This is a genomic window from Stenotrophomonas sp. BIO128-Bstrain, assembly GCF_030128875.1.
Lineage (GTDB): Bacteria > Pseudomonadota > Gammaproteobacteria > Xanthomonadales > Xanthomonadaceae > Stenotrophomonas > Stenotrophomonas bentonitica_A.
The window spans coordinates 89364-110114 of the sequence record NZ_CP124620.1; the positions used below are offsets into that span (position 1 = coordinate 89364).

Annotated in this window: 18 protein-coding genes; 7 read left to right on the forward strand and 11 right to left on the reverse strand. The window is 67.7% G+C overall.

Going from position 1 to position 20751, the window contains the following annotated elements; genetic code table 11:
- Nucleotides 1-93 precede the first annotated feature (93 nt).
- The 5 genes from POS15_RS00385 to POS15_RS00405 all read right to left on the reverse strand — a co-directional run bounded on the left by POS15_RS00385 (nucleotide 94) and on the right by POS15_RS00405 (nucleotide 4968).
- Entirely contained in the window at nucleotides 94-432 is a 339-nt protein-coding gene (locus tag POS15_RS00385) for a hypothetical protein (RefSeq protein WP_026069862.1), read from the reverse strand.
- A gap of 112 nt (nucleotides 433-544) precedes the next feature.
- Nucleotides 545-1489: a DegV family protein gene (locus tag POS15_RS00390; RefSeq protein ID WP_046273496.1), complete on the reverse strand. Its 945-nt coding sequence runs from the start codon at nucleotides 1487-1489 to the stop codon at nucleotides 545-547.
- A 90-nt stretch (nucleotides 1490-1579) separates the two neighbouring features.
- Complete coding sequence (locus POS15_RS00395; protein ID WP_156785804.1) at nucleotides 1580-2212, reverse strand: DsbA family protein; 633 nt, start codon at nucleotides 2210-2212, stop codon at nucleotides 1580-1582.
- Nucleotides 2213-2284: 72 nt separating this feature from the next.
- Nucleotides 2285-3565, reverse strand: a complete 1281-nt coding sequence (locus POS15_RS00400) for an amidohydrolase family protein (RefSeq protein WP_046273497.1) — start codon at nucleotides 3563-3565, stop codon at nucleotides 2285-2287.
- Complete coding sequence (locus POS15_RS00405; protein ID WP_046273498.1) at nucleotides 3562-4968, reverse strand: amidohydrolase; 1407 nt, start codon at nucleotides 4966-4968, stop codon at nucleotides 3562-3564. The genes POS15_RS00400 and POS15_RS00405 overlap by 4 nt, the downstream gene beginning before the upstream one ends.
- Before the next feature lie 252 nt (nucleotides 4969-5220).
- On the opposite strand from POS15_RS00405, the gene POS15_RS00410 reads away from it, so the two are divergent.
- From POS15_RS00410 to POS15_RS00420, 3 genes are all read left to right on the forward strand, one after another.
- Entirely contained in the window at nucleotides 5221-8802 is a 3582-nt protein-coding gene (locus POS15_RS00410; protein ID WP_284128787.1) for an autotransporter serine protease, read from the forward strand.
- A gap of 110 nt (nucleotides 8803-8912) precedes the next feature.
- Nucleotides 8913-9689: an AMP nucleosidase gene (locus tag POS15_RS00415; RefSeq protein ID WP_019183763.1), complete on the forward strand. Its 777-nt coding sequence runs from the start codon at nucleotides 8913-8915 to the stop codon at nucleotides 9687-9689.
- Nucleotides 9690-9741: 52 nt separating this feature from the next.
- Entirely contained in the window at nucleotides 9742-10281 is a 540-nt protein-coding gene (locus POS15_RS00420) for a DUF924 family protein (RefSeq protein WP_019183764.1), read from the forward strand.
- A gap of 77 nt (nucleotides 10282-10358) precedes the next feature.
- On the opposite strand, the gene grxD is transcribed toward POS15_RS00420, so the two are convergent.
- Nucleotides 10359-11285 carry a Grx4 family monothiol glutaredoxin gene (gene grxD / locus POS15_RS00425; RefSeq protein ID WP_046273500.1) on the reverse strand — a complete coding sequence of 309 codons (927 nt, stop codon included), beginning with the start codon at nucleotides 11283-11285 and terminating at the stop codon, nucleotides 10359-10361.
- Nucleotides 11286-11343: 58 nt separating this feature from the next.
- Here grxD and POS15_RS00430 point away from each other — a divergent pair, with 58 nt between their 5' ends.
- Nucleotides 11344-12120 carry a polysaccharide deacetylase family protein gene (locus tag POS15_RS00430; protein ID WP_019183766.1) on the forward strand — a complete coding sequence of 259 codons (777 nt, stop codon included), beginning with the start codon at nucleotides 11344-11346 and terminating at the stop codon, nucleotides 12118-12120.
- 30 nt (nucleotides 12121-12150) lie between these two features.
- On the opposite strand, the gene POS15_RS00435 is transcribed toward POS15_RS00430, so the two are convergent.
- From POS15_RS00435 to POS15_RS00455, 5 genes are all read right to left on the reverse strand, one after another.
- The gene (locus POS15_RS00435) at nucleotides 12151-12474 is read right to left on the reverse strand and encodes a hypothetical protein (protein WP_046273502.1); all 324 of its coding nucleotides are present in this window, start codon (nucleotides 12472-12474) and stop codon (nucleotides 12151-12153) included.
- Nucleotides 12475-12509: 35 nt separating this feature from the next.
- Entirely contained in the window at nucleotides 12510-12881 is a 372-nt protein-coding gene (locus POS15_RS00440) for a hypothetical protein (RefSeq protein WP_019183768.1), read from the reverse strand.
- A 68-nt stretch (nucleotides 12882-12949) separates the two neighbouring features.
- The gene (locus POS15_RS00445; RefSeq protein ID WP_026069866.1) at nucleotides 12950-13633 is read right to left on the reverse strand and encodes a class I SAM-dependent methyltransferase; all 684 of its coding nucleotides are present in this window, start codon (nucleotides 13631-13633) and stop codon (nucleotides 12950-12952) included.
- Nucleotides 13634-13650: 17 nt separating this feature from the next.
- Nucleotides 13651-14271: a GDSL-type esterase/lipase family protein gene (locus POS15_RS00450; RefSeq protein WP_019183770.1), complete on the reverse strand. Its 621-nt coding sequence runs from the start codon at nucleotides 14269-14271 to the stop codon at nucleotides 13651-13653.
- On the reverse strand, nucleotides 14271-15545 hold the full coding sequence (locus tag POS15_RS00455; RefSeq protein ID WP_019183771.1) for a pyridoxal phosphate-dependent aminotransferase: 1275 nt from the start codon (nucleotides 15543-15545) through the stop codon (nucleotides 14271-14273). Before POS15_RS00455 ends, POS15_RS00450 begins: the two co-directional genes overlap by 1 nt.
- Before the next feature lie 176 nt (nucleotides 15546-15721).
- On the opposite strand from POS15_RS00455, the gene rsgA reads away from it, so the two are divergent.
- From rsgA to POS15_RS00470, 3 genes are all read left to right on the forward strand, one after another.
- Complete coding sequence (gene rsgA / locus POS15_RS00460; protein WP_019183772.1) at nucleotides 15722-16828, forward strand: ribosome small subunit-dependent GTPase A; 1107 nt, start codon at nucleotides 15722-15724, stop codon at nucleotides 16826-16828.
- 31 nt (nucleotides 16829-16859) lie between these two features.
- Complete coding sequence (locus POS15_RS00465) at nucleotides 16860-18101, forward strand: flavohemoglobin expression-modulating QEGLA motif protein (protein ID WP_284128788.1); 1242 nt, start codon at nucleotides 16860-16862, stop codon at nucleotides 18099-18101.
- Nucleotides 18102-18278: 177 nt separating this feature from the next.
- Nucleotides 18279-20570, forward strand: a complete 2292-nt coding sequence (locus POS15_RS00470; protein ID WP_284128789.1) for a TonB-dependent receptor — start codon at nucleotides 18279-18281, stop codon at nucleotides 20568-20570.
- The last annotated feature ends 181 nt before the right edge of the window (nucleotides 20571-20751 follow it).

Below are 20751 nucleotides of genomic sequence, written 5' to 3' on the forward strand. Positions count from 1 at the left end.
AGGTTGGCGTCTACCGGAGCGTAGCGATCGGGATCGGGGTGATCGCGACGCCGCGCTGGTAGCGCCGGGCCATGCCCGGCGCGGACGGATGCCTCAACGCACGTTGCGCAGTTCCCAGTGACTGCCGGCCAGCATGCGCAGGCGCTGCTTGAACACCTCGCTGTCGATGCTGGTGGTGGCGCACAGGTTGATGCGCAGATCATCCTGCGCGCCGGTCACGGTCGCGGCCGGATCGGTCGCGCCCCACTGCGGATCGACCGCATCGGGATCGTCCTGCTTGGCGCGCCAACGGTCGAACAGCACCGTGGTGCGCAGGGCGTTCTCGAGTTCTTCGGCCAGCCCGGCCGCACCCTGGGCGCGGAAGGACAGGTCCGGATCGTTGCCGCGCGCCTTGGCCGGATCCGGCAGGCTGATGTCGTAACTAACTGGCATGGTGACCTCCATTGAATGCGGCAAGGCTGGCAGAGACGCGGTGGAATCCGCGTGCAGAACCGGCGGCCGTGCCCGGATCGTGGCATGGCCGCTGCAGGGCTGGCCAGGGTGCTCAGCCGCTGAAGACATGCGGGCCGTCGGCGAAGCCGATCGTTACCGCGCCCTTGCCCACGTTGACCATCCCGGTCAGGCTCATGACCGCCTCGAACACATCCACGCCCTGCGCCTGGCAGGTCTCACGCAGCGCGGCATAACCGGGCAGGGCCCGCAGGTCGGCCAGCTCGCCGCCGTAGCTGATGCACACCGTGGGCGTCATCAGGCCGGCCTTGACCCGTTGCCCGACGAAATCGAACAGCTTCTGCACGGCGTTGTCGAAGCCCTTGATCTTGGCCACCGGCCCGGTCTCGCCGCGGTAGCCATGCAGCACCGGCTTGATGTCCAGCGCACTGCCCAGCGCGGCGCTGATCAGCCCCACGCTGCGATCGCCCTTGTGACGTGCGCGGGCGCGCATGTAGTACAGATCGCGGGTGATCATGTAGCCGTGCACGTTGTGCGCCAGCAGTTCCAGCCGCTCGCGGATCTGCTGCACGCTCGCGCCGCTGTCGCGCAGGCGCACTGCTTCCACCGCGGTCACGCCCTGGGCGGCAAACAGGTTCTGGGTATCGAGCACGCGCAGCGCGAACGGTGAGTTGAACCCTGCCGCCTGCCGTACCGGCTTGTAGTCGTTGAGGATCGCGAAGCTCGCCTGCATCGCGTTGTCGTGGATCGGGCTGCGGGTCTTGGTGATCGTCATGCAGAAGACATGGTCGTAGTCGATCACCAGCTTGCCCAGGAACAGGTCCCGGATCTGGTTGACGGTGAACGGAATGGTCTCCGCCTCGGCGCCGTGCTCGGCCACGTGGGCATGCAGGAAACTCAGCGTGGCCTGTTCGTCGCGATGGTCGGCCAGCATGGCTTCGCCGATGCGGACGGTGATCGGCAGCAGCACGATGTTGTGTTGTTCAATGAAATCCTGCGGCAGATCGCACGCAGAGTCGACCACGATTCCGATGCGCATCCTGTGCCCCTCCGGCAGGTTGTAGGTTCGGAAACGTGAACGCTATCGCAAAACGGCTCGGCTTGCCTGACCGGGGAGAGGGGCCGGGCGTCAGCGGCTGCGTTCCACCGCTACCGGCAGGTCCTTGATCCGGGCCCACTCCCCCTGCTCAAGCAGGCCCGGGTCGGCCAGCACCGCCTGCATCAGCGGGTGGGCGTCGTTGCCCCAGAACAGTTCGCTGCCGATCGCCAGCGTCGGCACGCCGAACACCCCCGCGGCCAGCGCGGCATCCGTGTTGCGCCGCAGTTCCTCTTTGACCGACGGTGCGCCGATCGCCGCGGCGACATCGGCGATGTCCAGCATCGCGCCGGGCAGGGCGAGCGCGGCGGCACTGTCGCCGGCGTGGCCATCGCGCCAGATCCAGTTGAACAGGATCTCGACCGCCTCGTGGCTGGCACCGGCGGCCAGGCACAGACGCAGCGCCGCCAGCGGGTTGAACGGATGGCCCGGCGGAAAGCGCAGTGTCACCCCGGCGCTGCGCGCCTGCCACAACGCCTGCCGGTAGGTGAACACCCGCTTGGCCGGAATCTCGGCCGGGCCCAGGTTGCCCAGGTGATGCAGTACCGCGCCCAAGGCGATCGGCACCGGGGCGATGCTCTTGAACTGCGGCAACGCCTTGAGCTGTTGCCAGTGCAGATAGGCGAACGGTGAGACGAAATCGAAGTACCAGCGCAGGGCCATGATCGGGTGCTCACGTTGCAGGACGACAGGGGTGCGCAAACAGGGCCGCCGCAGGCAGCGGCCCTGTGCAGGGGCTCAGCGCGAGTATGCGCGTGGTTCGCTCGACGCCGGGGCCTGGTAGCGGTCGCGCAGTTCGGTCTGGCGTGAACGCATCGGCATCGCGCGGCCCCCCAGCCAGACCTGCTCGGCATAGTGGCCGACATCCAGCGGATCGCCCTCCCACAGCACCAGGTCGGCCAGCTTGCCGGGCTCGATGGTGCCGAGGCGGTCGCCGACGCCCAGCGCCTGTGCCGGGACCCGGGTCAGGCCGGCCAGGCCATCCCCCCAGGGCAGCCCGTTGGCGACCGCATTGCCGGCCAGCTGGCGCATCTTGCGCGCGTTGTGCGAGGCATCGTCGCGCTGGGCGAAGCTGACCGGCACGCCGGCCGCCTGCAGGCGTGCGGCGTTCTGCAGGGTCGCGCCGAGTTGATCGAAGCTGGTCGGCAGGTTGCCCAGCCCATCCACGAACACCGGCACGCCGGCCTGGGCCAGCTGCGGAGCCAGGCGCCACGCCTCGGCCCCGCCGGCGATGGCGATCTTGACCTTCTCGCGGCCGGCCCAGCGCAGCAACTGGCGGATGTCGGCGGCGCGGTCGACCTGCACCACGATCCGCCCCTGGCCGGCCAGGTAACGCGCCAGCGTGGCGCGCCCGGCCGGTGTCAGCAGGGCATGCGGCGAATCGGCCGGAACGCGGCCCCGTGCTTCGCTGACCATCTGCTCCAGCAGCATCCACTGCGCGGCGCGCGAGGTGCCGGTCAGCTCCGCACCGGACGCGCCGAGACGAATGAACAACGCCTGCGGGCCGACCGGATCGGCACTGCCGTCCAGCCGCACCACCCCGCCCTGGCCGGCGATGAAGCCGCCGCCGGTATTCGCCCCGAGCATGGTGAAGCCGATGCCGTCCAGCCGCGCGACCGGGATCAGCACCGAGTCCGGATTGAAGGCCAGGGTCACGTCGAATTCCGGGCGCAGCGGCTGGTCGTCCAGTTTCAGTGTGCTGTCCACCGTGGCTGACTCCCCGGAGACTTCTTCGATGCCGATATCGGTGATGCCGCCGAACAGCGCCGGGGTCAGTGGCTTGCCCGCCGCCTCGACCACGGCCACGCCGGCCGGCGCCGACAGGCCCGGACCGACGGCGCGGATCACGCCGCCCTGGACCAGCACGTCGCTGTGCTCCAGGCTGCCGCGCGCCGCGGCGGTATGTACGGTGGCGTTGCGGATCAGCAGGTCCTGCGCGGACACGGATGTCGCTACGCAGGTACCCGCAAGCAACAGCAGTGCGCGCGGCAGCAGGCGCATCGGGACGCGGCGGCTCATGGGCGTGCCTCCTGGCCAAGCATGAAGTCCGACAGCGGCTGCCGCCTCACGTCCTGGCGGTCATAGACCTGGTGGCCATCGACGTAGACTTTCTCGGCCAGCGCATAGGAGCTGAAAGGACTGCCGTTCCACACCACCACATCGCCCATCTTGCCGGCCTCCAGGCTGCCGGTCTGCGTTTCCACGCCGAGCGAGCGCGCTGCGTTGGAGGTCAGCCACATCATGGCCCGCTCCGGGGCGATCTCGATGCCGGCACGACGTGCGTTGGCGATCACCTTGGCCGCCTCCTGGTTCAAGCGCTGGATGCCCTCGGGCGAATCGGAATGCACGATCGCGCAGCTGTTGGCCGGGCGGTCGACCAGCGCGATGTTCTCCTGGATGCCATCGAAGGCTTCCATCTTGAAGCCCCACCAGTCGGCCCACAGCGCACCGCACACGCCTTCCTCGGCGAGCCGGTCGGCCAGCTTGTAGGCCTCCACCGCGTGATGGAAGGCGGCGATCTTGAAGCCGAACTCCTTGGAGAGATCCAGCATCGTGGCCATCTCATCGGCGCGGTAGCAGTGGATGTGCACGCGGATATCGCCCTGGATCGCGCCGGCCAGCGTATCCAGCTTGAGGTCGCGCTTGCCGCCGCTGTCGCCGGCACTGTCGCCCTTGTCGTCACCGCTGAACCAGCGCTTCTTTTTCGGCTGTTTCGGGGTGTTCTTGGCGATGTACTCGCTGGCATCGATGAAGGCTGCACGGTAACCGGCGACATTGCCCATGCGCGTGCCCGGGGCGGTGCCCTTGCCACCGTAGACACGCTTGGGGTTTTCGCCGCAGGCCATCTTCAGGCCCCACGGCGCACCGGGGAATTTCATGGACTGGTAGGTCGTCGCGGGTACGTTCTTCAAGGTCACGCCGCGGCCGCCGACCAGGTTGGCCGAGCCGGGCAATACCTGCATCGAGGTCACGCCTCCGGCCAGTGCCGCAGCGAAGCCCGGATCCTGCGGCCACACCGAGTGCTCGGCCCAGACGTTGGCGGTGACCGGGGCAGTCATCTCGTTGCCGTCGCTGTGCGCGCTGACGCCCGGGCTGGGATACACGCCCAGGTGCGAGTGCACATCGATGATGCCCGGAGTGACCCACTTGCCCTGGCCATCGACACGCACCGCATCGGCCGGTGCCGTCAGGCCGGTACCCACCGCCGCGATGCGGCCGTCGCGCAGCAGCACATCGGCGTTGTCCAGGCGCACGCCGGTGCCGGTGAGCACAGTGGCATTGCTGATCAACACCGGGACCGAGGCGATCGGCGCATAGGTGCTGGGGTAGGGATCCTGGAGGAAACGCGACGCGGCGGGCGCCGGCGCGGACACGATCGACATCAACGCCAGGCCAACGCCGACGCTCAACAACTTCTGCATGGTTCTCCCCGAAGCCGCATGGACACAATGACTCGACGCTAGCCGGGAGCGGGGCGCCTTGCCAAGTGACCTTTTGCATATTTTTATCAAATGGGACCTAGCATCGTTATGAGAAACAATTGTGAACTTTCCATGAATTTTTCGGTTACGCTCAGGTCGGCATCGGCGTGATCGATGCCGGTTCCAGAAGCATTGCTGATCCTCCCGTTCCAGATTCCGACACTCGAACCAGATCAAGGAAGTTCTCAGTACATGACCCTGCACTCCCTGTCCCGCGCGGCGTCCCGCCGTCCTTCGCCGTCCCTGCTGGCCTCGGCCATCACCGGCACCCTGCTTGCCGCCATCGCCGTTCCGGCGCTGGCCAGCCCAACCACCGATGTCCTGCAGCGTTACCAGCAGCAGCGCGCAGAGCAGTCCGTCGCGTTCGCGCGTGACCTGCACAGCGCTTCGCTGGCGGCGACCTTTGTTGCGCCGATCGGCGCCAACGACCAGACCGTTTCCTTCACGAGCCCGCGCACCAGCGCCGAGGCCGCCGGCCCCATTCTGGGCAAGCCGGGTGATGTGGAAAGCTGGCATAGCGATGAGTTCAATGCCGACTGGGGTCTGGCCGCGATGGGGGCCGATTACGCGTATGCGCGCGGCCTTACAGGTCAGGGCGTGCGCTTGGGCGTGTTCGATTCGGGCTCTGCCCTTGCCCACGACGAATTCGCCGGACGCAACACCTCCAGCATCTCCATCGGCAACGGCGGCTGCGCCGACCCGAGCATCGTGGCGGGCGAAGGCGCCTGCGGCAGTACCCGCGGCGACCAGCCCGGGTACAACTACTACGGTCTGGGTCCCGGTGTGCCTCCCGCGCTTGCTGATCGACTGATCGCGGCGGGCCAGCCGTACGGCTTCAGCTACGCCGACCATGGCACGCACGTGTTGGGTACCGTTGGCGCCAACCGCGATGGCACCGGGATGCATGGCGTGGCCTTTGGCGCCAACCTGACCGCTGCCCGGGTCTTTGGCGACACGTATTACGAGTGGCGCCTGGATCCTGACAACTTCTACCGGCCGCGTGCGCTGTATCGCACTGACCCGGACGATGCAGCAACACTGGACATGTATGCACAGGCCGAGGCACAGGGCGTGCGCGTGCTCAATCACAGTTGGGGTATCTCGACCCGCCATGCCACGGTGGCCAGTCTGGACGCGCAGTACGCAGCGATCGGCGCGGACTATGGTGTTTACGGCAGCATTTACGGTGATACCGAGGGTGCACCGGGTTCCAAGCTGATCCAGGTGTGGTCGGCAGGCAACTCGGCCGGGGGGATGGCCGGCATCACGGCGGCATTGCCGCGCTGGAACCCGGAGATCGAGCCGTACTGGCTGGCCGTCGCGAATGTCCGCCTCCCCACCGCAGGGGAAACGGACTACGTCATTGATGCCAGTTCCAGCATCTGCGGTGCTTCGGCCAACTGGTGCCTGTCCGCACCGGGCACCAACATCGCCAGCACGATCGTGGCCGGCGAGATCAACGGTCGCATGGAGCTGACCGAGGATTACCTGCGTTTTCTCATCGAAAGCGAAAGTCCTGAATACACCTACGGCTACAAGACCGGCACATCGATGGCGGCACCGCACATCACCGGTGCGCTCGGTCTGCTGATGGAGCGCTTCCCGTACCTGGACAACGCACAGGTACGCGATGTGTTGTTGACCACGGCACGCGACCTGGGCGCGCCCGGCGTCGACGCGATCTACGGCTGGGGCATGGTCGATCTGAAGACCGCCATCGAAGGCTACGGCCTGCTGCGCGTGGACACCGACGTGGTCATGAACCAGAAGGCCGGTGGCCTGAAGGTGTGGGAAGGCGATGCGTGGGACGACTGGACCAATGACATCGGCGGCCCGGGCAAGCTGACCAAGTCCGGCATCGGCTGGCTGCGCCTGAGCGGTGACAACAGCTTCAACGGCGCCATCGTGCGCGACGGCGTGCTGGAACTGGACGGTGCCAATGCACTGACCGCTTCGGTCGATGTGCAGGGCGGCCAGTTCCTGCTCAACGGCAGGCTGGTGTCCACCACGCTCAACAGCCAGGGGGGCAGCAGCGTGATCTCCACCACGGGCGTGCTCGAGGGCTCGGCGCTCAACGTGACCGGCGGCTCGGTCACGTTCAACGGTCTGCAGCAGGCCGGCGCCACCAGCGTCGGCAGCGGCGGCAGCTTCGTGCTCAATGGCCGGCTGGTCGACAGCTCGCTGACCTCGGCGGGTGCCACCCGCGTCGATGCCGGGGCCCTGCTGGACGGCTCGGACCTGTTCGTCACCGCCGGCACCGTGTCCTTCGACGGTGTGCAGCAGGATGGCGCGACGGTGGTCGGTGCCAAGGGCACCTTGAAGGGCGTCGGTACGCTGGGCAGCACCCGCGTGGAAGGCATCATCGCCCCGGGCAACTCGATCGGCACGCTGACCGTCAACGGCGATTACGTGCAGACCGCCACCGGCATCTACCAGGCCGAGCTGGCGCCGGGCAGCCGCAGCGATCTGCTGCGCGTCACCGGTACGGCTACGCTGGGCGGCACGCTGAAGGCGCTGCCGGAGGCCGGCGTGTACTACCTCGGCGAGCAGTTCAACTTCCTGCAGGCCGCCGGTGGCATCAACGGTCAGTTCGCCACGACCGACTTCTCGGCCTTCTCGCCGTTCCTGAAGTTCAGCCTGGGCTACAGCGCCAATGGGCTGCGCATCGACGTCGCCCGCGGCAACGCGCTGGCCAGCGCTGCGGTCACGCCGAACCAGATCGCCGTGGCCACCAGCGCCGATGGCCTGGCCATCACCCAGGGCCTGCCCAGGCCGCTGACCCAGCTGTTCCCGGCCCAGGTCGGTGCAGCACTGGATGCGCTGAGTGGTGAGCTCCACGCCGCCACGCCGATGGCGCTGGTGGAAAGCAGCCGCTACCTGCGTGATGCGGCCCTGAGCCGTGCGGTCGGCGTGCGTTCGCCGGGTGCCGCGGATGAGGCTGCCGGTGGTGCATGGGTGCAGGCGATCGGGGGCAGCGGCAAGCTCGATGGCGATGCCAACGCTGCGCGCACCGATTCCAACAGCAACGGGCTGCTGGTCGGCGCCGATCATGTGTTCGGTGGTGGCTGGCAGGTCGGTGGGCTGGTCGGCACCGGCCGTACCGACATCAAGCAGGCCGCGGGTCGCGGCGCCCGGTCGGAGATCGACAACACCCACTTCGGTGCCTACGTGGGCAACCAGTGGGGGGCATTTGGCCTGCGCGCCGGTCTGGGCTATTCCCGCCATGACGTGGACAGCAAGCGCCAGCTGACGTTTGCCGGCTACCAGGACGCACTGTCGGCCAAGTACGACGCCACCACCCGCCAGGGCTTCATCGAGGGCGCGTACCGCTTCGGTGGTCGCGAGGCCGGGCTGGAGCCGTACCTGCAGTTCGCCCGGGTCGAGGTGGATGTGGACGGCATCACCGAGCAGGGGGGCGCTGCGGCACTGCACGGCCAGGTCGCCGACACCCGCACCAACGTGGCGACCGCCGGCGTTCGGTTCGACAAGGGCCTGAAGACCTCGTGGCAGCAGGAAAGCTGGCTGCATGTCCGCGGTGGCGTCGGCTACCGCCGTGCCTCCGGCGACCGCAGCCAGGTCGCCGATCTGGCCTGGACCGGCGGCAGCAGCTTCGCGGTCAGCGGTGCGGCGATTGCCGACAACGCCGTGGTCGCCGAGCTGGGCCTGTCGGCCTGGTTGAGCCCGCGCAACCAGCTGGAGCTGGGCTACAACGGCACCTTCGGTGACGACGCCCGCGACCGCAGCGTCACCGCGCGCTGGTCCGTGCAGTTCTGATCCAGCGGTACCGGTAAACGGGAAAAGGCGGCCATGGGCCGCCTTTTTCTTGCGTATTCGTTGATCTCGCTCAAAATTGCATGCTCAGTACGACCGCAGGCAATTGCCCCATGAAAACCAAGCAGGACATCGTTGAAAACTGGCTGCCGCGCTACACCGGCGTGCCGTTGGAACACTTCGGCCAGCACATCCTGCTGACCAACTTCGGTGGCTACCTGCATACCTTTTCCCAGCTCACCGGGGCGCCCATCCAGGGTGCGGACCGGCCGATGGCCAGCGTCACCAGTGACGACATCACCCTGATCAACTTCGGCATGGGCAGCCCCAACGCGGCCATCATCATGGACCTGCTGTCGGCGGTGATGCCCAAGGCCGTACTGTTCCTGGGCAAGTGCGGCGGGCTCAAGCGCAAGAACCAGCTGGGTGACCTGATCCTGCCGATCGCTGCGATCCGTGGCGAGGGCACCTCCAGCGATTACCTGCCACCGGAAGTCCCGGCCCTGCCGGCCTTTGCCCTCCAGCGGGCGGTCTCGACCATGGTCCGCGACCTCGGCCACGACTACTGGACCGGTACCGTCTACACGACCAACCGCCGGGTCTGGGAGCACGATGAAGCCTTCAAGGAAAAGCTGCGGGTGATGCGCTGCATGGCCATCGACATGGAGACGGCAACCCTGTTCGCCGCCGGCTTTGCCAACCACATCCCGATCGGGGCCTTGCTGTTGGTGTCCGACCAGCCGATGATTCCCGACGGCGTGAAGACCGAGGTCTCCGATGCCAAGGTCAGCTCACAGTTCGTCGAGAACCATATCCAGATCGGTATCGAGGCACTTAAGCTGATACGGCGCAACGGCAAGTCGGTCCGCCACCTGCGTTTTGACGAGTAACGGCAATGGAACGGATGGGCGTCTTGGGGCGGGCCATCCACAGGGGTAGTGAATGGACGTGGCGGCACAAGTAGTGGAGTTCTGGCGCGACGCCGGACCGCAGAAGTGGTTCGCGCGCGATGACGCGTTCGATGCGCGGTTTCGCCAGCAGTTCCAGGACGCGCATTTCGCCGCCGCCCGGCGTGCCCGCGAGCATTGGCTCAGCAGTGCCGATGGCGCACTGGCGCTGATGATCCTGCTCGACCAGTTCCCGCGCAACTGCTTCCGCGATACGGCCCATTCCTATGCCACCGATGGCCTGGCGCGTCATTACGCCATGCGCGCGGTGGAAGAAGGCCTGGACCTGCAGCTGGTACCCAAGCTGCGGGCCTTCATCTATCTGCCGTTCGAGCACTCCGAGGATCCGCAGGACCAGGAACGCTCGGTGGCGATGTTCGATGCGCTCGGCGACAAGGAATACCTGCAGTACGCCGAACTGCACCGCGACATCATCCGCCGGTTCGGCCGCTTCCCGCACCGCAATGCGGTGCTGGGCCGGATGCCGACGCCGGAGGAACTGGATTACCTGGCCGAAGGCGGGTTTGCGGGATAACCGATGGACGCCCGGGCGCCACGCACAAAAAACGCCGGCATTGCCGGCGTTTTTCGTATCGCGCTACGTGCTGAAGATCAGTACTTCGGCACGCCGTTGTCCACCTCGTTCGACCAGGCATCGATGCCGCCGGTGATGTTGGACACCTTGGTGAAGCCCAGGGCACGGAACTGCTCGGCGGCCTGTGCGCTGCGGCCACCGTGATGGCACAGGAAGGCCAGCGCGGTGTCCTTGGGCAGGGCTTCCAGGCGGGCGCGGTTGTCGCCGTCGAACGTTTCGAACGGGGCGTTGATCGCCGCGATCGCACGCTCGTCGGCCGGGCGCACGTCGACCACGGTGATGCTGCCGGCACGCAGCTGGTCGTCGGCGTCGCGCACGCTCAGTTCCTGCACCGCCTTGGGGGCGTTCGGGTTGTCGATCGCCAGGCCCTTGCCGCGGATGTCGTCCACCCAGTCGATGGTGATGCCTTCGGCGCGACGGGCGCTGGCCAGGTCGAACTGCACGCGCAGGCCGTTGGACTCGGCGGCGATCGCGTTGTCGTCGTGCGGGGCCAGCTGGAAGTTCGGCTGGAAGCGCGCGTCGATGCCCAGCTGCAGCGCAGCACCCGGGGAATCGGCCAGCGCGCCGCGCAGCATTTCCACGGCGGCCGGGGTCACGGTGATGCGCGGCGGGGTGCGGTCCGGGGCGGCAAGCCCAAGCACGCTGCTCAGCTCACCGCTGCCGGCCATCTGCAGGATGATGTCGCTGCCACCGATCAGCTCGCCATCGATGTACAGCTGCGGGATGGTCGGCCACTCGCCGTAGGCCTTGATGCCTTCGCGGATCTCCGCGTCGGCCAGCACGTTGACGTGGTCGAACTCCACGCCGAGGTCCTGCAGGGCGCCGACGGCCTTGGCCGAGAAACCGCACTGCGGCATGCTCGGCTGACCCTTCATGAACAGCACGACGCGGTTGGCGTTGAGAATGGATTCGATGCGCGAGCGCAGGGCGGGATCAAGGGACATGACGGTCGGGGTCCGGATATGCGAACCGCCTATTCTACGCGGCATGGCATCATGGGGCATGACCGTACCGGAAACGTTGTATCGCATTCCCCGGCGCCCCTGGCGCTGGCTGCCGTGGCTGGTGCTGTCGCAGGTGCTGGTGGTGCTGGCCTGGGTCGCCTGGGGCTGGCGCTGTGGGCTGCCGCTGATGGTGGCGTCCCATGCCCTGTTCATGGTGCCGGTGTTCCTGCCCAACAGCCGCTTCTATGCCCCGGTGCTCAGCCGCCTGCCCGGCCAGGCGCGCAAGGTCTGGCTGACCATCGATGATGGGCCGTCGGAAGAAACCCCGGCGGTGCTCGAGCTGCTGGACCGTTACGAGGCCAAGGCGACCTTCTTCCTGGTCGGTGAACGCGCGCAGGCGCGGCCGGAGCTGGTGCAGGCGATGCTGGCCCGCGGGCACAGCCTGGGCAACCACAGCCACCGCCACCCGCAGAGCCGCTTCTGGCGGCTGGGGCGGCAGGCCATGGCGGAGGAAATCGCGCTGTGCCAGCAGGCCCTCACCGCGATCGCCGGCACGCCGCCGCGCTGGTATCGCTCGGTGGTGGGGATGACCAATCCGTTCGTGGCCCCTGCATTGAAGCAGTGGCAGCTGACCCGGGTCGGCTGGAGCGCCCGTGGTTTCGACGGTGTCGATTGCACGCCCGGCCAGGTGGTCGAGCGGATCACCCGTGATCTGGCGCCCGGCAGCATCGTGCTGCTGCATGAGGGCGCCGCGCATGGCCACAACCTGGCCATCATCGAAGCGGTGCTGCAGGCGGTGCAGGCGCGTGGCCTGCATGCCGGCCTGCCGGACTGACGCCAGACCGGGGACCGGCGCAGGCCGGGCTCAGCTCAGCGAGCCGATGACCATCAGCAGCACCACGCCGAGCATGCTGCCGATCGAGAACACCAGGCCGAGCACGGCGAACACGCGGCGGCGGTCCGCCTGCAATGCGCCGGCCACGCCCAGGCCGAAGGCCACCAGCTGCATCAGGGCGGTGAGCATCAGGCCAAGACCGACCAGGATCGCCGACATCGAGGTTTCTTCCATGCCGCCTGGCGTCGTGGTCTCGATGATGCCGGCGATGACGACCAGGCCCAGCATCAACACGGCGCCGCACACGGCGGTAATGAACGCGGCAATACCCATGCCGGAATGAGGGGTGTGCATCAGGGCTCCTTGTCGATGCGGTGGAACGGACGGTGTCAGTGGGCCAGGGCGGGCGTGGTCGGGGTCGTGGCGCCTGCGGGCGGGTGCGACGCATGCCACTGGTCGCTGATCCAGCCCCCGAGCGAGAGCTGGGCGATCAGCAGGCCCAGGGTCACCAGCAGCGCGATGATGCCGAACAGGCGGCGCCGGCGGGGTTGCAGCACGCTGCCCAGGCCGAGCAAAAGGGCCAGGATCGCCAGGCCGACGCTGCTGCCCAGCAGTGCGGCCAGCGACCATGGCAGCTCGCGCATCGCCGCGTGTTCGGGCGCATGGGCGTAATGCATGCTCAGCAGCAGCATCACCAGGCCCACGCCACTGACGATCAGCGCGGCGGTGCCAAGCGCGGAATGTCGGGTCTGTCGAGGCATGGGTGGCTCCGTGCCGGAAGGGGGGCGCGAGTATGCGCGCGTGCGGCCGGTGGCGCGAGCCACGTCGGTCAAGCGACGCGCGCCCGATCGCCGACGATCAGCCAGTTGTTGAACGGGGTGTTGCCATACAGCGGTGTCATCCGCAGCTGCAGCCCGGCCCGCTCCAGGGGGGCGCGCAGGCTCCCGGCATCGGAGTAATGGCGTGGCCGCGTGCCCATCCAGCCGACCAGGTGCGCGAGCATGTCGGTGATGCGCGTGGTGCGATCGCGGCCACTGTTGTCGGCCAGCACGGTGCGGATCACCAGCCGCGCACCGGGCGCCACGCGTGCGGCGGCCTCGTGCAGCAACCGGGTCTGGGCCGCGGCGGGCAGGTACTGCAACACGTCCAGCAGCGCGACGTTGCCGTGGTGTGCGGGCAGGGCGGCGCTGGCATCCACGCAGGTGAACCGGGCGTGCGGCAGCGCGGCGCGTGCGCTGGCCCGCTCGGCGCGGGCCACTTTGTCGGCGTCGATATCCAGGCCGTGGTACGCCAGCGCACTGCCGTGCTGGTGCAGCACGTGGGCCAGCAGGCCCAGGCCGCAGCCGATATCCAGCAAAGGCGCGGCAGGAGCAGCATCCAGCGCGGCGAGCACCCCGGGATACAGCGGATCGCTGCCAAGTTTGCCGCGGCTGTAGTAATAATCGCGGCGGTTGCCGAAGCGCTGTGCCGGCAGGAACGCCGTGGCGATCCGGCGGGCCTGCTCCCTGGCCAGCGGCAGCGTGGCCTCGCTCAGCGGCTCGGCTCCGCCCACAGCACGCGCGTTACCTCAAACGCGCGCTGGTGCCACAGCGTGTACATCGCCGCGGAGGGGTGCAGGCCATCGTCGGCCAGCATCACCGTCTCGCCCCCCCATTGGCGGCTCAGGTCGGTGATGTCGACAAACGCTACATCGTGCTCGGCGCAGATCGCTGCCGCCGCCGCGTTGTAGGCATCCAGTTCCTGCCCGATCTGCACGCGGTCGCGCCCGGATGCCACGGCATACGGGGTCACGCCCCAGTCGGGGATCGAGAGCACCAGCACCCGCGCGGCACGGTCACCGGCGAAGGCGAGCGCGCGCTGCAGCAGCGCGGTGAAGCGCGGGCGGTACTCGTCCACGCTGCGCCCACGGTATTGATCATTGACCCCGATCAACAGGCTCACCAGCTCGAACGGCCCCTGCGGTGCGCCTGCATCGATGCCGGCTTCAAGTTCGTCGGTGGTCCAGCCGGTGGTGGCGATGATCGTCGGATCATCCACCGCAACGCCGATGTCGCGCAGCGCTGCCGCCAGCTGCGTCGGCCAGCGCCCGGCCGGCGCGACGCCTTCGCCGATCGTGTAGGAGTCGCCCAGCGCCAGATACGGCAGGCCCATCAGGCCACCGCGCTGCGCGGCTTGAGCGGCACCACCTTGGTGTTGGCCTCGGCACGGCGTGCCAGGGCGCGGTCGATGCGTGCGAACACATCGCGCATCACCTCCGGCTCGGGCAGCAGGGTCACGCGGAAGTGGTGGCGGTAGGGCACGTTGAAGCTCGAACCCGGCACCACCAGCACGCCTTCCTCGTTCATCAGTTCCAGCGCGAAATCATGGTCGTCGAAACTGCGTGCCGCCGCACCGACCACCGCCGGGAACGCATACAGCGCGCCGGCCGGCGCCACCAGCGACAGATGCTCACTGGCATCGCAGGCCTCGATCACCGCGCGGCGGGTTTCATACAGGCGGCCACCGGGCGCGCACAGCGGCGAGATGGTGTCCGGCCCGTTCACCGCCGCGTCGATGGCGTACTGGCCGGGCACGTTGGCGCACAGGCGCAGCGCGCTGAGCAGGTCCATCGCCGCGCGGAACTCGCCCAGCCGCTCGGCCGCGCCGGACAGCATCGCCCAGCCCACCCGCCATCCGCAGGCGCGATGCACCTTGCTCAGGCCGCTGAAGGTGATGCACGGGTGCTCGCCGGCCAGCGGCGCGACGGCATGGAACTGCGCATCGTCGTAGAGGATCTGATCGTAGATTTCATCGACCATCAGCAGCAGGTTGTGCTTGGCCGCGATGGCGACGATGCGCTCAAGCAGCTCGCGCGAGTAGCTGGCGCCGCTGGGGTTGTTCGGGTTGATCAGCACGATCGCGCGGGTGCGCGAGGAGACCAGGGCCTCGATCTCGACCGGGTCGGGCTGGAAGCCGTTCTCCGGCGCGCAGCGGTAATAGACCGGGCGGCCATCGTTGAGGATGGTCGCCGCCGACCACAGCGGGTAATCGGGCGAGGGCACCAGCACTTCGTCGCCCGGGTTGAGCAGGGCGCGCAATGACAGGTCGATCAACTCGCTGACGCCGTTGCCGATGAATACCCGGTCCGGGTGCGCATCGGGTGCGCCGCGCCGGGCGTACGCGGCGGCGATGGCTTCGCGCGCCTCCGGCAGGCCCTGCTGGTGGGTATAGGGATCGGTGCGGCCCATGTCGTCGGCGATCGCGCGCTGCAGGTGCTCCGGCGCACGGAACCCGAAATTGCCCGGGTTGCCGATGTTGAGCTTGATCAGCTTGCGGCCCTGGGCCTCCAGCTCCCGCGCTCGTCGCGCCAGTTCGCCCCGGATCTCGTAGCGGACTTCGGACAGGCGCTCGCGGGTGGCGAGCGGCTTCAGCGGGGGCGTGGACATGAACGGGCCGTCATTCAGGCATGGAAACCGCATGGTAGCGGAATTGTTGCGTTGCAGGGCAAGCGTTTCCGGCCGCATTCCCTGCGCTGGCAAGGCGGTTTCAAGTGAAAGGATTTCCACCGCTCCACCGCGGCGCCGACCCATCGCGGCGACGCCCGGCCGCCACACCCTTTAGAATGGGCACGATGAGCGAACCCACTGATTACCGTGCCCTGCAGACCATCGGCTGGCCCTGGCCGGGCGGCCCTGAACTGCCGGCCTGGCAGGCCCTGTTCGAGCAGTTCCCGCAGGCGCGCCCGGGCCGGGTGATCGAGCAGCATCGCACCGGCTACATCGTGTCCGATGCGCCGGACGCGGCGATCAAGACCGAGTCGCCGCCGGAGTGGCAGCGCCCGCGCTTCCCCAGCCACGAGCGCGCGGCGGTGGGCGACTGGGTGCTGCTGGAGGGGATCAAGATCGTGGCCCTGCTGCCGCGGCGCACCGCGATCAAGCGTGGCGCGGCCGGCGAGCATTACCACCAGCAGGTGATCGCGGCCAACATCGATACGGTGTTCATCGTCTGCGGCCTGGATGCGGACTTCAATCCGCGCCGGATCGAACGCTACCTGCTGCTGGTCGGCGGGGGCGGCGCGCAGCCGGTGGTGGTGCTGACCAAGGCCGACCAGACCGAATACAGTCAGGACGCCCTGGACGTGCTGGAAGAACTGGCGGCGCAGAACATCCCGCTGCTGGCCATCAACGGCAAGGACCCGGCCAGTGCCTCGGCCCTGCTGCCGTGGCTGGCCGCCGGCCAGACCGTGGTGCTGGTGGGATCTTCCGGGGCCGGCAAGTCGACCCTGACCAATACGCTGCTGGGCGAGGAGCGGATGAAGACCGCCGATGTGCGCGTCAATGACTCGCGCGGGCGCCACACCACCACCCACCGCGCGCTGATCCCGCTGCCGGCCGGCGCCTGCCTGATCGATACCCCCGGCATGCGCGAACTCAAGCCGACCGGTGAGGAGGCCCTGAGCGAAGGCGGCTTCTCCGACGTGGAAGCCCTGTCGGCGCAATGCCGTTTCCGCGACTGCGCCCACCAGCGTGAGCCAGGCTGCGCGATCCGCGCGGCCATCGAGGACGGCACGCTGGATGAAGAGCGCCTGCTCAACTACTTCAAGCTGAAAGAAGAAGTGGCCGCCGCCGCTGCCAAGCTGGCCGTGCGCCAGGCGCAGCAGGCGATCGAACGCAAGCACGTGGGCAAGGGCGCCCAGTGGCGCCCGGGCGGTAAGGGCGGCCGGCGATAGCTTTTGCTACTGTCCGTCCATGGACACGCCAATGATCGTGGATCGTGACGTTGCCCACCACACCGCGCTCGATGCCCAACTGGTCGAGGCGGTGGGCGGGATCAAACTGCTGGGATTGACCAGCTGGCCGGCCGCGCTGCAGGCCCCGTTCCTGGCCAGCGTCGCCCGCGGCCAGCCGGTGCTGCCGCAGGTCGATTACCCCCGGCTCGATTTCAGCGATACCCGCCACCGGCTGGCCGCGATCAGCGCCCAATGCGATCCCGACCATCCCATCGGCCTGTATGTGCAGCGCTCGGCGCACAGCTGGGACCAGGCCGCCGGCCTGCTCGAATCGCTGGGCACCGCCGAGGTCGACCGTTATTCGGTGGAGTTGTTCGGCGCGCCGGAGCAGCCATTGCCAGGCAATGGACCCAGTACCCGCGATGCTGCCCGCCACTTCATCCAGATCGCGCAGGAGCTGGACCACGAACTGCTCGCACCCGAAGAGCAGGTGCCGGTCTCGGCCACTGCGCTGCAGCTGCAGTTGCAGAGCGATCTGGATGCTTTCTTCGAGTCGCGCATCATCACCGTGCAGCTGGACCCGGAGCTGATTTCCAAGGCCGCCGCCGGCCCCAACCGGATCCGCCTGCGCACCAGTGCCCGCTTCAGCGCCTATGACCGCGCGCAGCTGTTCCACCATGAAGCACTGGTGCACTCGCTGACCGCACTCAACGGACGCGAGCAGCCGCACCTGCCCAGCCTGGCGCTGTCCTCGCCGCGGGTCACCGCCACTCAGGAGGGGCTGGCCACGTTCGCCGAACAGATCACCGGCAGCATCGACATCGAGCGCCTCAAGCGCATCAGCCTGCGTACCGAAGCCATCGCGATGGCACGCGAGGGCGCCGATTTCATCGAGGTGTTCCGCTATTTCTGCGCGGCGGGGCAGAACAACGAAGAGAGCTTTGCCTCGGCCCAGCGCGTGTTCCGCGGCGTGCCGCCGAGCGGCGGCGCAGCCTTCACCAAGGACACCGTGTACCTGCGCGGGCTGGTCTCGGTGCACACCTTCTTCCGCCACATGCTGGCCGAAGACCGCCTGCAGGTCTGCCGCTGGTTGTTTGCCGGCAAGATGTCGCTCACCGATGCGATCGCGTTCGCGCCGCTGTTCGAAGAGGGCATCCTGCGCCCGCCGCGCTGGCTCCCGCACTGGGTCAGCCGCGCGAATGGGCTGGCCGGAATGCTCGCCTTCTCGCTGTTCGCCAACCGCATCCGCATGGACCAGCTCGCCCCCGAGTAGTGCCGGCCGCTGGCCGGCAAGCTCGCGCGCCTTCCACCTGCACTCAGTGCGTTAATGAGCACTGCATCGCAATTCATCTGCGATGACCCGCACCGTAAACATCCTTTCATGTTCCGCTCGCATGCTGGTCATGCACCTGCATTGCGCAGGTCATCTTCCCCCATGTAACGGACGACCATGCTTACCCGACCCCTGACGATCGCGGTGGCGCTCGCGCTGTGCGCCGCCAACGCCCACGCTGTCGATGTAGACGCCACCGCCGCTGCCAACGTCGCGCTCAGCGCGCAGACCCTGGACACCGTTTCGGTGATCGGCCAGGGCGAGACCCGCCAGGTGCAGCGGATTACCGCCGTGGACAAGGAAGTGCTGCCGCCGGGTACCAGCGGCCAGAAGATCCTCGACCGCCTGCCGGGCGTCTCCGTGCAGTCCAATGATGCCTTCGGCGCCAATGAAGAATCGCAGACGATCAGCCTGCGTGGCTTCGACAAGAGCCGCCTGGGCTACACGCTGGACGGCATCCCGCTGGGTGACAACAGCTACGGCAACTACAACGGCCTGAGCATCGCGCGTGCGCTGATCGCCGAGAACCTGGCCGGCGCCGAGCTGTCGCAGGGCATCGGCTCGTTGGGCGTGGCCTCCACCAGCAACCTCGGTGGCACCATCCAGTACTTCTCGCAGGACCCGTCCACCGAGTTTGGCGGCAAGGCCAGTGTCACCGTGGGCGATGACAACCAGCGCCGTGGCTACCTGCGCGTGGACACCGGCGATATCCATGGCTTCTCTGCCTACGTGTCCGGCGTGCACCAGGACGCGGATATGTGGGCCGAGCCGAACCAGAACCAGACCACCCGCCAGTTCAATGCCAAGGCGATCTGGAACGTGGGTGACAACCGCTTCGGCGCGTTCGCCGCGACCTCGCGCGTGAGCCAGGCCAACTACGCCTACCTCTCCAAGAGCATGTTGGCACGCGGCCTGGGCTGGGACTGGAACATCTACGCGCCGGACTGGGATCGCGCCGTCGCCGCCGCCTATTGCGCACCAGGCACCTACAACGCCCAGAAGTGTGCGTTCACCGGTGGCGTCAACAGCATCGATGATGCGTACTACCAGAGCCGCGCCCTGCGTGATGACAACCTGTATTCGCTCGATGCCGACCTCGCCCTGGGCGACAGCGCCCGCCTGAAGCTGCTCGGCTATCACCACGAGAACCGCGGCCAGGGCCACTGGTGGGCACCGGGCCAGCCGTCCAACCCAGGCACGCCGGAGATGCTGCCGATCTCCATCCGCAGCACCAACTACACCATCAACCGCCAGGGCATCACCGCCGCGCTGAGCTGGCAGTGGGGCATCCATTCGCTGGAAGCAGGGCTGTGGTACGAGCGCAACGACCACAACGTGGAGCGCAACTTCTACTACATCACCGGTCCGTTCCTGGATGACGGCTACCTCAACCACCCGGACCGCCGCCTGTTCGACCAGGACTTCGACATCCGCACGCGCCAGTTCTACGTGCAGGACCGCATGCGCTTCCTGGACGACCGCCTGACCGTGGATGTGGGCATCAAGAGCCCGAACACCCGCATGACCGCCAATGCGAAGCCGGGCACCGAAGCCAGCTACGCCTCCGGCACCCTGACCGCCAAGGAATCGGTGCTGCCGCAGGCCGGTATCGGCTTCAAGCTGAGCCCGAACCAGGAAGTATTCGCCTCGTACTCGGAGAACATCGCCGCCTTCGTCGGTGGCGGCAGCGGTGGCCCGCTGCAGGTCTCGCCGGAGTCCTTCGCCGCCAGCGCCGGGCTGGAGCCGGAGAAGTCCAAGACGCTGGAAGCGGGCTTCCGCACCTTCGGCGAGAAGTACCAGGCCTCGATCGCGGCCTACCACGTGATGTTCGACAACCGCCTGCTCTCGCTCAACCCGTGCACCAGCATCGAAGTGGGTACGCGACCGGAGTGCATCACGCGCTTCATCAACGTCGGTTCGGTGAAGAGCCGCGGTGCGGAACTGACCTTCATCCTCAAGCCGATGGACGGCCTGCAGTGGTACAACGCGCTCTCGTGGAACAAGACCACCTACGAGGACAACTACACCTCGGGCGGTGCGATCGTGCCGGTGGCCGGGAAGATCACGGTCGATACGCCCGAGCGCATGGCCTCCAGTGAAATCAGCTGGAACCGCGATGGCTTCTTCGCCAGCCTGCGCGCGAAGTACACGGGCAAGCGGTATTACACCTACACCAACGACCAGTCGGTGCCGGGTGTGACCACCTTCGATGCGGGCATGGGGTACTCGTTCGGGCCGGGCATGGGCCTGCGCGACATCAAGGTCTCGCTCAACGCAACCAACCTGACCAACAAGCGCTACGCCGGCCAGCTCAGTTCGTTCGCCCCGACCGACCCGACCGGCACCCGATACGCGATCCACGCCAGCGCGCCGCGCCAGCTGTTCATGACGGTCGCTGCGGAGTTCTGATCCGGTGGGGTAGCCACCGACCGTCGGTCGGTGGTGCCGGTAGTGCCGGCCGCTGGCCGGTAACCCCCTGAACCCGCCATCGCGAGGTGCCGGCCAGCGGCCGGCACTGCCGAAACGACGCCCACACAACGCAAACCAGCCAAAAAAAAGCCGCGACGCCAATCAGCATCGCGGCTCACCT